This window comes from Anaeromicrobium sediminis, from assembly GCF_002270055.1.
Classification (GTDB): Bacteria; Bacillota; Clostridia; order Peptostreptococcales; family Thermotaleaceae; genus Anaeromicrobium; species Anaeromicrobium sediminis.
In genome coordinates this window covers 374,999-389,999 of sequence record NZ_NIBG01000001.1, presented here as the reverse complement: position 1 = coordinate 389,999, position 15,001 = coordinate 374,999, and the positions used below count along the sequence as shown (strand labels likewise).

The window sequence follows — 15,001 nt, the reverse complement described above, 5'->3', positions numbered from 1 at the left end:
TAAAATATTGTAATATTTTTATTGACTTTAGGGTAATAATAAATTATAATTTAATCAGAACATCTGTTCGGTGAAAGAAAGGTGGTGAAAGTCAGAATTTATTCTGACTAATTATGGAGCAAAAAAAGAGAGCATTAGAAATGGCCATGGGCCAAATTGAAAAGCAATTTGGTAAAGGTTCTATTATGAAATTAGGAGAAGAAAGTATGAGAATGAACGTTGAATCAATTTCAACGGGATCATTAGATTTAGATATAGCAATAGGTATTGGTGGAATGCCAAAGGGAAGAATTATTGAAATATATGGACCAGAATCATCTGGAAAAACTACAGTAGCTTTACATGCAATTGCAGAGGCACAAAAAAAGGGTGGAGTTGCAGCCTTCATAGATGCGGAGCATGCACTAGACCCTGTATATGCAGGAAACTTAGGGGTTAATATAGATGAACTTGTAGTTTCACAACCAGATACGGGAGAGCAAGCATTAGAAATATGTGAAGCTTTAGTAAGAAGTGGTGCTGTAGATATAATTGTAATAGATTCAGTAGCTGCACTAGTACCAAAAGCTGAGATTCAAGGTGAAATGGGAGATTCTCATGTGGGATTACAAGCTAGATTAATGTCTCAAGCTTTAAGAAAATTGGCTGGTATAATTAATAAATCTAAGACTTCAACTATATTTATTAATCAGTTAAGAGAAAAGGTAGGAGTAATGTTTGGTAATCCTGAAACTACTAGTGGAGGTAGAGCACTTAAGTTCTATTCTTCTTTAAGATTAGATGTAAGAAGAGTTGAAGCAATAAAGCAAGGAGATAGTATTTTAGGAAACAGAACTAAAGTAAAGGTTGTTAAAAATAAAGTGGCACCTCCCTTTAGAATTGCAGAATTTGACATAATGTATGGAAAAGGTATTTCTGCAGAAGGAAATATATTAGACTGTGCTGTAAAATGTGACATAATTAAGAAATCTGGATCTTGGTATAGCTATAATGATAAAAAGCTAGGTCAAGGAAGGGAAAATGTGAAAAAGTTCTTAGAAGAAAATCCAGATTTTGCAGTGGATGTGGAAAATAAAATAAGAGAAAAACATAATTTACCTTTAAAAGATGTACCTGTTGCAAAAAAAGAAGTAGCATCAAAAGAGAAATCATCAGAAAAAAAGGAAAAATAAAAACCTACATATGTAGGTTTTTTCTTTTGTATAATTAATTACAAATTATATTCCGAGTAGGAAATCAATAAGAACATAACTTCAAAATATTTAATAAACTTCTTTCAAATTATAAATAATTTCGAATAATGAAACATTCACATTAAATGTTACTATAGATTCTTTTTATGATATAATTAATATTCGTATTGTATGAATAATTAAAATAGAGAAATACTAATAAAAAAACTATTGGAGGAAATATATGTTAATAAAATCAACTGGACGAGTTGACAGGAAGACAAAGAATTTAGTGAATAGATTAGAACCGGGAGAAATCGCTGTAATAAATCATGAGGATATAGATGAAGTTGCTGCAAATTCACTAGTTAATTGTAAACCTGTTTTAATAATAAATGGAGCCAAGAGTATCAGTGGAAGATATGAAAATTTAGGACCCGAGGTTATAAATAAAGCAGGAATTCCCATATTAGATAATATAGGACAAGATGCCTTTGATAGAATATCAGAAAATGACATTATAGAAATAAGAGATGGAAATATATATATTGGAGATACATATATAGGACAAGGGGAATTATTAACAGAAGATGTAATTGCAAAAAAATTAAAAGAGACTAGTAAGAATTTTGAAAAAGAGCTCAATAAATTTGTTGAAAACACTTTAGAGTATGCTCAAAAGGAAAAAGACTTATTTCTTGAGAATCTAGAGATTCCCAAGGTTAAAACTAAGTTTAAAAATAGACATACTCTGGTAGTTGTAAGAGGTCAAAATTATAAAGAAGATCTAAAGGCAATCAGAACTTATATAGATGAGTTTAACCCAGTATTAATAGGAGTAGACGGTGGTGGGGATGCTCTAATGGAGTTCGGATATACACCCCATATGATAGTTGGAGATATGGACAGTATTTCTGATGAATGTTTAAGACTTTGTGAAGAATTAGTAGTTCATGCATATCCTAATGGAAGGGCACCGGGTCTAAAAAGAATAAATGAACTTGGTTTAAATGCAATTACTTTTCCAGCGCCAGGAACTAGTGAAGATTTAGCTATGTTATTAGCCTTTCACTATGACACAGAATTAATAGTAGCCGTAGGTACTCATTCCAATATGGTAGATTTTTTAGAAAAGGGAAGAAAGGGTATGGCAAGTACTTTTTTAGTTAGATTAAAGGTAGGATCAAAATTAATAGATGCTAAAGGTGTAAGTAAATTATATAGAGAAAGTATAAGATTAAAGCATTTAGTAGGCGTAATTATAGGTGCCATAATTCCTATATTTATAGTGGGTGCATTTTCACCTCCAGGAAGACAGTTATTAAAATTACTACTAATGAAGCTTAAATTTGCTTTTCCAATATAAAGGAGGATAAAAATGGTAATAAATGTGAAATATTATGTTATAACTATAGTTGCAATATTTCTAGCAATTGGAATTGGTATATTCATAGGAATAATGCTAGATGGTCAGGATTTAATAGTAAAGCAACAGGCGGATATATTAAAACAGGTAGAAGATAGGTTTGATGAATTTAAGATTAAACAAGACGAATTACAAGAAAGTATTGCACAATTAAACAATGAGAATGAAAACAACGTGAAATTCTTAAATACTATTTTCCCTAATTTAGTAAAGGGTAGATTGAAAGATTATAAAGTTATGATAATTGAAACTAGTGAACATATATCCTATTCAGAAATAGATGATACACTACAACAAAGTGGAGTTGAAAATATTTCTAAGTTAATAATAAAGGATAAATTCTTTACCCTTGAAAATGACCAAAGTGAAGAGGTAGAAGGAGAAAATACAGAAAAACTAAATATTAATCAATTGTTAAATAGTATACTTACAGAAAAGAATGAGGATATTATAAAAAAATCTATAGAAGATGAAATAATTCAATTAAATGGTCAGACTAATATGGATTTTGATTATATAATTTTAGCAGGTGAAGATAATGAGAGCTTAGCTGTATTTGAAAGTATAGAGAAGCCTATAATTAGTTTTTGTAAGGATAATAATATGGAAATAGTAGCTGTTGAAAAAAGTAATAGCGATATATCTAAAATTAAAGAATATAAGAAGCTAGGATTGTCCACAGTAGATAATATAGATACAACTATGGGAAAAATATCTTTAGTAATGCTTCTAACGGGGGAAAGTGGAAACTACGGACAAAAGAAAACAGCTGATAAAGTAGCTCCTCAGTGGTTTAAGGAATAGGAGATGATACAAGTGAAAGAACATATTACAGTATTAATTCCAGCTTATAATGAAGAAAAACGAATTAAATCAACTATAGATAGTTTAAAAAACAGCATATATATTGACCAAATAGTAGTTATCGATGATGGTTCGACAGATAATACTGCCTCTCTTTTAAAAAATGAACCAATACTACTATATAGATTAGAAAAAAATTCCGGAAAAGGCTATGCCATGAATTATGGTTTGGAAAAAGTTATGGATAATAGTAAAATAATATGTTTTTTAGATGGGGATATAGGTCATACATCTATAGAATTAGACAAATTGATAAAGCCTTTAGTGGAAAATGAGGCAGATTGCACAATTGGAAAATTTCCTTCTCCTAAGAAAAAGGGTGGAGTGGGCCTTGTTAAAAAATTAGCTAAAGAAGGCGTGAAATTTTATACAGGTCAAGAAATTTATTCAGCACTATCCGGCCAAAGGGCCTTTAAAAGGGAAGTTCTAAAGGATTTAGGTAAAATGGAATTTGGGTATGGTGTAGAAGTTGGAATGACTATAGATATATTAAATAAAGGATATAGGATAAAGGAGATTCCTGTAAATATGAGTCATAGGGAAACAGGAAGGGATTTGAGAGGTTTCATCCATAGGGGAAAGCAATTTTTACACATATTATATGTTCTAGGAAAAAGGCGAGGCGATAGAAAATGCTAAACTATATAGTATATTTTATAGGAGCATACATTATAACGAGATTCAGTATAAGTAAGATACTTTTCTTGTTAGAGACGGGAGAAGCAACGAGGGAAAATTATAAAAAAGAAAAAATTCCTGTAAGTAGTGGAATATTTTTCGTCCCTCTTATTATTGTAAATTCTATTTTAATTATTTTATTAGAAAAGGAAATAGAAATTATTCCATTAAGCATTTTTTTAATAGGCACCATTACTATGGCATTTTTAGGATTATGTGATGATTTATTAGGAAATAGGAATATAACAGGTCTTAAAGGCCACTTATTGTATATATTAAAAGGAAAATTATCTACAGGTGGTCTAAAGGCTGTAATAGGTGGGGCAGTGGCCTTCGCCATGAGTTTGCTAATTAGTAAAGAGTATATTGATGTAATAGTTAATACTTTAGTAATAGCACTTTTTACAAACTTCATAAATTTATTGGATTTAAGACCAGGGAGAGCTATAAAAGGGTTTTTAGTATGTAGTTTAATAGTTTTTGTATATCCCATAAATTATATGATTAAAAATTACATATATACTTTATATGGTGGCATATTAGCATATATTAAATATGATTTAAAGGCGAAATCCATGTTAGGAGATGTGGGGTCAAATTTAATGGGAGTAAGTTTAGGGATACTATGGGTGTACAATACACCTATGGAAATTAGAATCATTGCACTAGTCTTTTTGATTTTAATCCATTTATACGCAGAAAAATACTCCATCACTAAAACAATAGAAAAAGTAAGTATATTAAAGTATATAGATGACCTTGGAAGATAGGGCGGTGCAATAAAAATGATGAGTATAAAAATAGGTACAGTAGAAAAAATCATTAATGAGAGAGAAGAAATAAGTGAACTATTAGTAAAAGTAAATAATGAGGATTATAAGGCCATATTATATAAAAAACTAACTGGAAAAGTATCTGTTGGAGATAGGGTATTATTAAATACTACAGCTGTAGAGCTAAGTTTAGGTACGGGTGGAAATCACTTTGTAATATGCAATTTAGAAGATGCTGAGAAGGGTCTAAGTTCTGGAGGTCATATTATGAAACTTAGATATACTCCTTATCAATTAAAAGTCTTTGCAGCAGAAGAACAGGATAGTAAATATCATGGTCTATTCAATGAATTTAAATCTCTAAATAACATACCTGTAATAATAGGAACACTACATAGTATGTTAGTGCCAGTTAGCTTTATGGCAAGACACTTAGATAAGGAATTGAAAATAGTATATATAATGACTGATGGAGCAGCATTACCTATTAGTTTAAGTAAAGCTGTAAATAATTTGAAGAATAAAAAAATAATTGAAAAGACAATCACTGTTGGAAATTCCTTTGGTGGGGATTTAGAATGTGTAAATATATATAATGGGTTAATTGCAGCAAAGGAAATAGAAAAAGCAGATTTAATAATAGTTACAATGGGGCCAGGAATAACTGGTACGGGAACTAGGTATGGGTTTACAGGTGTAGAACAAGGTCAAATAATTGATGCAGTAAATACACTAGGAGGAATACCTATTGCCATACCAAGAATTAGCTTTGCAGATAAAAGACAGAGACATATTGGAATTAGTCACCATTCTATTACGGTTTTAAAGGAAATTTGCAAAACTAAAGCATATATACCAATTCCCAAATTTAACAATGATAATGACAGTGTTTTATTAAATCAACTTATAGAAAATAATATAGATAAAAAACATGAAATAAAATATTATAATGTGAATTATATAGATGAAGTTCTTAATGCTTGTCCATTTAATATGAGAAGTATGGGGAGAAATTATATGGAAGATAGAGAATATTTTATAACAGCAGCATTATCATCTCAAATGGCTATTGATTTAATTCAGAATCAATAAGATCTTTTACTGTAGAAAAATCTTGTGATACGATTTCTAAAGCTTCTAGGAGTTCTTTAACTTTTCCTACTAAAAAAATTTTATTATTACATATTATTTTATGCACATGTAACAGCTCCTTCCCTTTATACTTTTATAATATGCAAGAAAAATTAAAAATATGAAAAAAATTAGACAAGTCATAAAGATGTCCCCTTTTGCATAATATTCTATAAGGTAATATAGAAAGGGGGCATTATGTATGGTTAGAAACTTTAAAAATTTAATATATTCTCACATAGAAACAAATACAGGAACCTATTTTTTAGTCATATTATTTTTTATAGTTGGTGTATCAGGTGGTGCATTTACAGTAAAAGCCTTGGGAGATGTGCAAAGGCAAGAGTTAATGAATTACATGAAAAACTTTTTCTATGTATTAGACAATAACAAGATAGAAAGCAGCATGGTTTTAAAGCAATCCATAATGAACAATTTTCAGACTATAATATTAATGTGGTTTTTAGGCATAACTATTATAGGGATTCCTTTTATATTAATATTAGTCTTAATAAGAGGATTGGTAGTTGGTTTTACCATAAGTTTTATAATAAGTGAATTAGGCCTTAAGGGAATTGTTTTTTCAGCAGTATCACTTTTACCGCAAAATTTAATAATAATTCCATCTATTATAATTGTGGCTGTTTTAGGCATTTCATTTGGAAAAACTTTTGTTCAGAATAAATTTCTCAAATATAACCATAATAAATACTCGCCAATTAAGAAAATAATAGCTTATAGTAGCTTAGTGTGTTTTATATTTTTTGTAACTTTATTTGGATGCATTATTGAAGCATATGTGTCTCCTGTACTAATGGGACTTTTGACAAATTACATAATATAGATTTTTTAATATAAATTTAAAAATGCACTTTACATTATGAATTAAAATTTTTATAATTTTAATTGCACCAACTTTAATTTATATTAGATTCCATTGGAGTATTACTTATATATATAGTCCCTAGAATAAAAATAAAGCTTATTTATAAAAAAATTTTGTGAAATAGATAAATATTTAATAAAATAAATATATAGGAAAATACATATAAGATAAAAGGGGACAAGTTTATGAATGAGTATGTTGAGAATTTTATAGATTACATAACTAATGAAAGAGAATTATCCAAAAACACTTTAGATTCATATAAAAGAGATATATACCAATTTATGGTTTTTTTAAACACTATGAAAATAGAGAATATAGATGATGTGACAAAGACAAATATAATAACTTATATGATTCATTTAAAGAAAGTTGGAAGAGCAACTTCTACTATTTCTAGAAATTTAGCTTCTATAAGATCTTTTTTTCAATATTTGTTTTCTAAAAGGCATGTATCTAAAGATCCCACTTTGAATTTAGAAGCTCCAAAAGGTGAAAAGAAACTTCCCATAATTCTAACTATTGAAGAAATAGAGCTTTTATTAGATCAACCTAAAACCAATACCCAAAAGGGAATTAGAGATAAAGCAATGTTAGAACTACTATATGCAACGGGAATTAGAGTTTCTGAGTTGGTAGAATTAAACTTAGAAGATGTGAATTTAAGTATGAGTTACCTAAAGTGCAATAGAGGTAATAAAGAAAGAATAATTCCAATGGGTTCTATGGCTCTGGAAGCACTAAAAAATTACTTGGAAAATTGTAGGGACTATATGGTGAAAGAAGATGGAGATGCTTTATTTGTAAATGTTCAAGGAAATCCCATGTCAAGGCAGGGATTTTGGAAGATAATTAAAAAGTATGCCCACAATGCTCAAATCGAAAAAAGCATTACTCCTCAAGTTCTCAGACATTCCTTTGCAATACATCTTCTACAAAATGGGGCAGATCTAAAATCTATACAAAAAATGTTAGGTCATTCCGATATATCTACCACTAATATATATGCTTTAATAAATAGTAAAAAGATTAATGAAGTTTATACAAAGGCCCACCCTAGGGCATAAATTTTAAAAAAAATATATAAATGAATTTCACTTTATTAATATGGATCATAGAAAATTAAAATTTTTACATTACTCAATTAGTTTATAAATTAATGGGTATAATATTCGTAATAGAAAACAAAGGAGGCAATAAGGTGATTAATAGAACAACTATAATAATATTAGACAGCGTAGGAGTAGGAGCATTACCAGATTCAAAATCCTATGGAGATGAGGGTGTTAATACTCTTGAAAATATAGCTAAGGAGTGCGGCGGAATTAATTTACCAAATTTAGTAGAGTTAGGGCTAGGTAATATAGATGGAATTGAAAATATAGATAAAGTTTCTAATCCAAAGGGAGCCTATGGTAAGGCTGATGAAATTTCAAAGGGTAAAGATACTACCACTGGACATTGGGAAATCGTTGGTTTAAAGATAGAAGAACCATTTCAAACATACCCAGATGGATTCCCAAAACATATAATAGAAAAATTTGAAGAAAAAATAGGCAGAAAAGTATTAGGAAACAAGGTTGCTTCAGGAACGGAAATAATTAAGGAACTAGGAGAAGAGCATGTTAAAACAGGAGATCCTATAGTATACACTTCAGCTGATAGTGTGTTCCAAGTGGCAGCCCATGAAGATGTAATTTCACTTGAGGAACTTTACAAAATTTGTTCAATTGCTAGGGAAATGCTAAGAGGCGAAGATCAAGTTGCAAGAGTCATAGCTAGACCATTCCTTGGGGAAGTAGGCAATTTTACGAGAACTGCCAATAGAAAGGATTACTCATTAAAGCCCTTTGATAAAACTGTCCTTGATTTTGCAAAGGAAAAAGGATTGGATGTAATTGCAGTTGGAAAAATAGAGGACATATTTGATGGACAAGGTGTGACAGAAGCTGCTCATACTAAGAGCAATATGGATGGGGTAGATAAGACTATAGAATATCTAAAGGGAGATAGTAAAGGTATTATCTTTACTAACCTTGTAGATTTTGATGCTAAATTTGGACATAGAAGAAATGTAGAAGGTTACAAGGAAGCTTTGGAAGAATTTGATAAAAGAATGCCAGAAATATTAGAAAGCCTAAAAGAAGATGATCTATTAATAATAACAGCAGATCATGGAAATGATCCTACTTATAAGGGAACAGATCACACTAGAGAATATATTCCTATACTAGTATATGGAAAGAATGTTAAATCTGGAGTTAATCTAGGTATTAGAAAATCTTTTGCCGATATAGGAGCGACTATAGCAGATATATTAGATACGAAAATGCCTAAAAATGGAGAGAGTTTTAAAGATATAATCCTATAGTGAAAGAAATGTAATATGGAGAGATATGAAAGAGATGAAAATCTTTTTCATATCTCTTATTTTTTTCTTTTAATAAAAATAACTTGTTACTTTTGAGAAAAACTTTAATTATTCAACAACCTATTGAATAAGTATATTAATGGGTGGAAAAGCTAAAATTAAAATCATGCTTAAGGAGGGAGAAATTTGAAAAAATATTCAATAAAAATAGTCATTTATATAATGTTATTTATGTTAATATTTACTGGACAAATGAGTTTAGTATGGGCAAATCCCTTTGATGTAGAGGCCAGGTCTGCTATTTTAATGGATCCGGTGAGTGGAAAGGTCATTTATGAAAAGAATCCTAATGATAAATTGCCTCCAGCTAGTGTAACAAAGATAATGACTATGCTAATTGCTATGGAAGAAATTGATTCAGGAAATATAGCTTTAACAGATAAGGTGACTATAAGTGAACACGCCTCTAGTATGGGGGGAAGTCAGCTATATATGGAACCAGGAGAGATCAGAACAGTAGAAGAACTAATGAAAGGCATTGCAGTAGCATCTGCAAATGATGGATGTGTGGCTATGGCTGAGTTCATATCTGGGTCAGAAGAAGTATTTGTCAAAAGAATGAATGATAAAGCTAGAGAATTGGGAATGAATAATACTCAGTTTATGAATACTAATGGATTGCCAGAAGAAGGACATTATACAACAGCCTATGATATTGCTTTAATGTCCAAAGAATTGTTAAAGCATCCTAAGATACATAAATGGTTAACCATATGGATGGATACCCTTACAGTGGGATTACCTAACAAGAAACAGACTGTATTACAACTTACTAACACTAACAAATTAATCAGATTCTATAAAGGGGCCAATGGTATAAAAACAGGTTATACATCTGATGCAAAATACTGTTTATCAGCCTCAGCTAAAAAAAATGGATTCAATTTAATCGCCGTAATATTAGGTAGTCCTACGTCAAAAATTAGATTTGCTGAAGCTAGCAAAATGTTAAATTATGGATTCTCGAACTATAGTATGGTGAATGTGGCTAAGAAAAATCAAGTAATGGGAGAAATAAAGGTTGATAAAGGTAAGGTAGAAAATATAAATGTTATTGCAAAGGATAATGTGGGAACTATAGTAAAAAAAGGTCAAGAAAAGGAAGTCCATAAGGAAATTGTAATACAAAAAAGTATAAAGGCTCCCTTAAAAGCTGGTAGTAAGGTAGGATATATATCCTTATCTTTAAATGGAAAAGAAATAACAAAGATAGATTTAGTAGCAGAAAAAGATGTTAAAAAAGCCAATGTATTAGATATATTTACTCGACTAAGTGATAATGTATTATAAAAAAGTCTTTTATAAAAAGGCTTTACAATTAAAATATTTAATATTAATTACAAAACCCCTATAAGTCAAAAAGTATCTTTGACTTATAGGGGTTTTATGAGGGTGAAATGGGGACAGGATAGTAGAAAATATGGTATAATGGGTATCGTATATAATTTCATTAATAAATAATTTAAGAGGTGAGACTATGGCACTAAATCTCAAACTAGAATCTTTTGAAGGACCCCTTGACCTATTGTTTCACTTAATAGAAAAGGCTAAAGTTGATATATACGATATACCTATTTTTAATATAACTCAGCAATATATTGAATACATTGATCAAATGAAAAAATTTGACTTAGAAATAACTAGCGAATTTTTGGTTATGGCTTCAACTTTAATGGAAATTAAGTCAAAAATGCTATTGCCAAATAAGAAAGAAACTCAATTAGAACTAGACTTAGAAGAAGACCCTAGGCAAGAATTAATTTTAAAACTTATAGAATATAAAAAGTTTAAAGAAGCCGCCTTAAACTTAAAAGATAGGCAAAATCTATATAAGAAAACATTTTATAAGGAACAAGAACAAATAGATGAATATATAATAAGAGATGTTTATGAACCCCTTGATTTGGAATTGTATGTTTTGAAAGAGGCCTTTGAAAATATATTAAAAAGAAAGAAAAAAGAAGAAAATATAAACATAGATATTCAAATTTTAAAAAGAGAAGAAATAACCATTGAAGATAAACTTAAATACATAAGGGAAAAATTAGAAACAAGTGTCAAAATGGAGTTTGAAGAATTATTTTCCGATTTCTATACGAGAACTGAATTAGTAGTGACTTTCTTAGCCATATTAGAGTTAATAAAATTAAAGGTAATACGTGTTGAACAAGATAAAGCATTTGAGAAAATACATTTGAGAAAAGTAAGTAAAGAGGTGTAAGTTGTGAAGGAGGAAAAAGTAAAATCCATAATTGAATCATTTTTATTTGTATGGGGTGAACCATTAGATATTAAATTAATAAGTAAAACTTTAGAGCTATCACCTGCATATGTGAGAAAAGTCATAATAGATATGAAAAATACCTATGAAAAGGAAAATAGGGGTATACAAATCATAGAGGTAAATAACAAATTTCAATTATCAACGAATAAAGAAAACTATGAATACATACAAAAATTATGTACTCCACCACAAAATAAAGGACTCACTCAGGCTGCTTTAGAGGTCGTATCAATAATAGCATATAAACAGCCTATAACTAGACCAGAGATAGAGGCAATAAGGGGTGTAAAGAGTGATAAGGCTATAAGCACCCTGTTAGATAGAAATTTAATATGTGAAAATGGAAGGCTTGATAAGCCAGGTAAGCCCATACTATATATAACTACTGATGAATTTTTAAGATCTTTTGGTATAAATAATTTGGAAGCATTACCAACTTTAGAAAGTGAAGAATTAGGAACTTAGAAGCACGAGATTATTTTCGTGCTTTTTTTGTATATTGAGAGTAATTATTAAGAAAATGGAAAAAATATACTCAAATAATAACTTTGTATGGGGGTGGTTATTTGAGATTTTTTATATTGGGAGGAATCATATTTACATGTTTAATAATAATTTTGTTTATACCAATAAAAATCATGATAACCTTTAGAAATAATAGATATGATTTTAATGTAACTATTAAGGTACCATTTAAAACTATAGAGAAGAGTTTAGACATAAGAGAAGAGATAGAGAACAGGTGGAAAGAAGAGAGTAAGACCAAAAGTGAAGTGGAAATAGAAAATATTTATTATATGGTGAAATATGTTGTACAAAAAACAGGTTTAGACAATTTTATATGGAAAACGGAAGTGGGAACAGGTGATGCGGCATATACAGCCATTTTTTCAGGAATAATTATTGCAATTAAGGAAAACATAAAAATATTAATAAAAAGGAATTTAGACTATAAAAACTTAATATTTTTAACTACTCCCTCCTATACAAAGATAAGTATAGACAATTTATTACAATGTAATATAAGAGTGAGGATTATTTACATTATTATGGCAAGAATAAAATTAAAAAGGAAGTGAAAAAATGGCACAATACCCTATTGAAGCTTTAATGCAAACTACCATGGAAAGTTTAAAGGAAATGATAGATGTAAATACCATAGTAGGTGATCCTGTTGAAACTCCAAGCGGTACTGTTGTAATTCCCATATCAAAGGTATCCTTTGGATTTGTATCAGGAGGAGCAGAATATGAAAAACAAAAGAAAGATAAGGAAGAAGATAGTCAAGATAATGAAGAAGAGGATAATTCACAAGGTAAAGATCAAAAAGATAAACTTCCATTTGGTGGTGGTTCAGGAGCTGGAGTCTCTGTACAACCTGTGGCCTTTATGATAGTTTCTAATGATGAGATGAAATTAATGCCAGTAGATCAAAATGCTAGTATATTGGATAATGTTATGAATTTCATGCCTAAACTTTTAGACAAAATTCAAGACATGGTAAAAAAAGATGATAAAAAAGAAGAAGAAAATGACATTATTCTGTAAGGGAAATTTCCCTACAGAATATTTTTTTCTCAATGAAAACCTTAAATATGATATATTATATCTAAGAGTACATGAGGGGGAATATAAGTGGAAATTAAAGAAGCTATTGATTTGATATGGAAAAATAGGAAGTATACTACTGATGACCCTAAAAAGGCCATAAGTCACTTAAATGAAGAAGTGGCAGAATCTATGAAAGCTTTAATTAAAGGAGATATTAACAAAGCTAAAAGGGAATTGGAAGATGCATTATCCTGTTTATTTATTGCTCTTAAAGTTATGGATGTGGATGTGGAAGAGGCTATAACAAATCAAATAAAGCAAATGAACTCTAGAAATAAAAAGGTTATGATATTTAAAAAGGATAAAGTAGAGATTTTAGTAGACAATAATGTAAAAGGTGGATGGTATGTTTGGAGTGAAGAAGATTTAAAGGAAGCTGAAAAGATTGCCAAGGAGTTTGGTTGTGAAATTATATATGAAAATAAATCTATATAACCATCCTAAGATTATGAAGTTGTTATAAATATATTTATAAATAATCAACTACTATAGAAAAAATTGGACAGGATGAATACTTTTATAAACTCATATTTTTATATCCAAGGGTAGATAATAATATTAAGATTACCTTTTGGAGTGATAAATATGAGACATAGAAATTTAATATCAAAATTTTTAAGGTTAAAGAAATATGCACTGTTAACAGTGTGTTTTTTAGTGCTAATGGGCACTAATTCCTTTGGATTAGAAGTACCCCTATCTGCTAGTAGTGCCATATTAATGGATCGATCTACAGGACGAGTATTATATGCAAGAAACATAAACACTAAGATGCCTATGGCTAGTACTACTAAGATAATGACTGCACTTTTAGCTATAAAAAATGGAGACTTGAATAGTTATGTTAAAGTTCCTACAGAGGCAGTTGGGGTAGAGGGGTCATCAATTTATCTTCAACATGGTGAAAAGATATTATTAAGAGATTTAGTATATGGTTTAATGTTAAGGTCAGGAAATGATTCAGCTGTAGCCATAGCTCACCATGTTGGAAAATCTGTGGATCAATTTGTAGATATGATGAATAGTGAAGCAAAAAGGCTAGGTGCTAAGAATACTAACTTTATGAATCCAAACGGTCTCCATCATGACAAACATTATACTACCGCTTATGATTTAGCTCTAATAACACGAGAAGCTTTAAAAAATCATGCTTTTAGAGAAGTAACTAAAACTAAGTTATGGGTGGCAGAAAGAGAAGGTCATAAATATTTTTATAATAAAAATAAAACACTAAGTCGATATAAGGGTGGAGATGGAGTCAAAACAGGATATACAAAAGCAGCTGGAAGATGTTTAGTAACTTCTGCTACTAGGGATAATATGCAATTGATTGCAGTAGTACTAAATGATCCAAACTGGTTTAACGACTGTTTTAGAATGTTGGATTTTGGATTTGACAATTTTAATGGAACCGAAGTCTTTGCAAAAGATAAAATAGCTAAAAAGGTTACTATTTCTAATGGAGAAAAAAAATATACAAATTTAGTATATAAGGATAATATTGTGGTGCCTTTAAAAGAAGGAGAAGAAAAACTAATTAAAACTATAATAGAAATTGATGAAAATATACAAGCTCCAATTAAAAGAAGGCAATGTTTAGGGCAAGCTAATGTGTACTTAAATGATAAATTATTAGGTACTACAGATATAATAAGTAGAGAAGACATAGAAGTGGAAAAAATACAAAATAAAATTACAAATTACTTTAAAGAAAAAATAATGAGTATGAATTTGTAACAAAACAG

The 15,001-nt window shown here is 29.6% G+C and carries 16 protein-coding genes; all 16 read left to right on the top strand.

The genetic code is table 11. The annotated features are described in order from the left end of the window. The first annotated feature begins 113 nt into the window (after positions 1–113). The 16 genes from recA to CCE28_RS01840 all read left to right on the top strand — a co-directional run bounded on the left by recA (position 114) and on the right by CCE28_RS01840 (position 14,993). The gene (recA, locus tag CCE28_RS01915) at positions 114–1,172 is read left to right on the top strand and encodes a recombinase RecA (RefSeq protein ID WP_095130392.1); all 1,059 of its coding nucleotides are present in this window, start codon (positions 114–116) and stop codon (positions 1,170–1,172) included. 244 nt (positions 1,173–1,416) lie between these two features. Further along, a complete protein-coding gene (gene steA / locus CCE28_RS01910; RefSeq protein ID WP_095130390.1) occupies positions 1,417–2,538 on the top strand; it encodes a putative cytokinetic ring protein SteA in 1,122 nt (373 codons plus the stop codon). A gap of 12 nt (positions 2,539–2,550) precedes the next feature. Continuing rightward, positions 2,551–3,402 (top strand): copper transporter, encoded by an 852-nt coding sequence (locus CCE28_RS01905; RefSeq protein WP_095130388.1) that lies wholly within the window; start codon positions 2,551–2,553, stop codon positions 3,400–3,402. A 12-nt stretch (positions 3,403–3,414) separates the two neighbouring features. Continuing rightward, on the top strand, positions 3,415–4,101 hold the full coding sequence (locus tag CCE28_RS01900) for a glycosyltransferase family 2 protein (RefSeq protein ID WP_095130386.1): 687 nt from the start codon (positions 3,415–3,417) through the stop codon (positions 4,099–4,101). Next, on the top strand, positions 4,095–4,910 hold the full coding sequence (locus CCE28_RS01895) for an MraY family glycosyltransferase (protein WP_095130384.1): 816 nt from the start codon (positions 4,095–4,097) through the stop codon (positions 4,908–4,910). Before CCE28_RS01900 ends, CCE28_RS01895 begins: the two co-directional genes overlap by 7 nt. A gap of 18 nt (positions 4,911–4,928) precedes the next feature. After that, complete coding sequence (locus CCE28_RS01890; RefSeq protein WP_330396797.1) at positions 4,929–6,005, top strand: DUF3866 family protein; 1,077 nt, start codon at positions 4,929–4,931, stop codon at positions 6,003–6,005. A 241-nt stretch (positions 6,006–6,246) separates the two neighbouring features. Further along, entirely contained in the window at positions 6,247–6,888 is a 642-nt protein-coding gene (spoIIM, locus tag CCE28_RS01885; RefSeq protein WP_095130380.1) for a stage II sporulation protein M, read from the top strand. A 227-nt stretch (positions 6,889–7,115) separates the two neighbouring features. Beyond that, positions 7,116–7,997 carry a site-specific tyrosine recombinase XerD gene (gene xerD / locus CCE28_RS01880; protein WP_095130378.1) on the top strand — a complete coding sequence of 294 codons (882 nt, stop codon included), beginning with the start codon at positions 7,116–7,118 and terminating at the stop codon, positions 7,995–7,997. A 137-nt stretch (positions 7,998–8,134) separates the two neighbouring features. Further along, entirely contained in the window at positions 8,135–9,301 is a 1,167-nt protein-coding gene (locus tag CCE28_RS01875; RefSeq protein WP_095130822.1) for a phosphopentomutase, read from the top strand. 186 nt (positions 9,302–9,487) lie between these two features. Continuing rightward, positions 9,488–10,651, top strand: coding sequence for a D-alanyl-D-alanine carboxypeptidase family protein (locus tag CCE28_RS01870; RefSeq protein WP_242972870.1), 1,164 nt, complete (start codon positions 9,488–9,490; stop codon positions 10,649–10,651). Between the two features lie 187 nt (positions 10,652–10,838). Then, positions 10,839–11,582, top strand: coding sequence for a segregation and condensation protein A (locus CCE28_RS01865; RefSeq protein ID WP_095130376.1), 744 nt, complete (start codon positions 10,839–10,841; stop codon positions 11,580–11,582). Positions 11,583–11,585: 3 nt separating this feature from the next. After that, positions 11,586–12,110 (top strand): SMC-Scp complex subunit ScpB, encoded by a 525-nt coding sequence (gene scpB / locus CCE28_RS01860; RefSeq protein WP_095130374.1) that lies wholly within the window; start codon positions 11,586–11,588, stop codon positions 12,108–12,110. A 101-nt stretch (positions 12,111–12,211) separates the two neighbouring features. Beyond that, a complete protein-coding gene (locus tag CCE28_RS01855; protein ID WP_095130372.1) occupies positions 12,212–12,724 on the top strand; it encodes a DUF2953 domain-containing protein in 513 nt (170 codons plus the stop codon). Positions 12,725–12,728: 4 nt separating this feature from the next. Then, on the top strand, positions 12,729–13,193 hold the full coding sequence (gene ytfJ, locus CCE28_RS01850; protein ID WP_095130370.1) for a GerW family sporulation protein: 465 nt from the start codon (positions 12,729–12,731) through the stop codon (positions 13,191–13,193). 87 nt (positions 13,194–13,280) lie between these two features. Further along, a complete protein-coding gene (locus CCE28_RS01845; protein ID WP_095130368.1) occupies positions 13,281–13,691 on the top strand; it encodes a MazG nucleotide pyrophosphohydrolase domain-containing protein in 411 nt (136 codons plus the stop codon). Between the two features lie 150 nt (positions 13,692–13,841). Further along, on the top strand, positions 13,842–14,993 hold the full coding sequence (locus CCE28_RS01840; protein WP_095130366.1) for a D-alanyl-D-alanine carboxypeptidase family protein: 1,152 nt from the start codon (positions 13,842–13,844) through the stop codon (positions 14,991–14,993). Positions 14,994–15,001: the final 8 nt, after the last annotated feature.